Below are 276 nucleotides of genomic sequence, written 5' to 3' on the forward strand. Positions count from 1 at the left end.
TTCTACGCTTTCCTCATTGCCTGTCAAGCGTTTATTTTGAAGTTTATTTCGAGAAACTCGTTCAACTTCAAACACTTAGCTCGCATCGATCTCTCGCTGCGGGAGGTGAATAATACAGCATTCAAAAGCGCTGTCAACCACCTTTTTGCTACCGCTGGTTGGCTGCGTGACCTACCAGGAAAAGCAAGAGCTTCTACTTAAAGACAAAACCCCTACCTGCATGCGCAGATAGGGGTTTTGCGAAATGAATCTTGACGATGACCTACTCTCACATGG

1 protein-coding gene is annotated in these 276 nt (G+C 45.7%); it reads left to right on the forward strand.

The window, feature by feature from the left end; genetic code table 11:
* A partial coding sequence (locus tag FS767_RS23105; RefSeq protein ID WP_218571747.1) for a hypothetical protein occupies window positions 1-201 on the forward strand: 201 nt, incomplete at its 5' end.
* Between the last annotated feature and the right edge of the window lie 75 nt (window positions 202-276).

The sequence above is a fragment of the Pseudomonas sp. DE0010 genome, assembly GCF_007680745.1.
Taxonomy (GTDB): Bacteria; Pseudomonadota; Gammaproteobacteria; order Pseudomonadales; family Pseudomonadaceae; genus Aquipseudomonas; species Aquipseudomonas parafulva_B.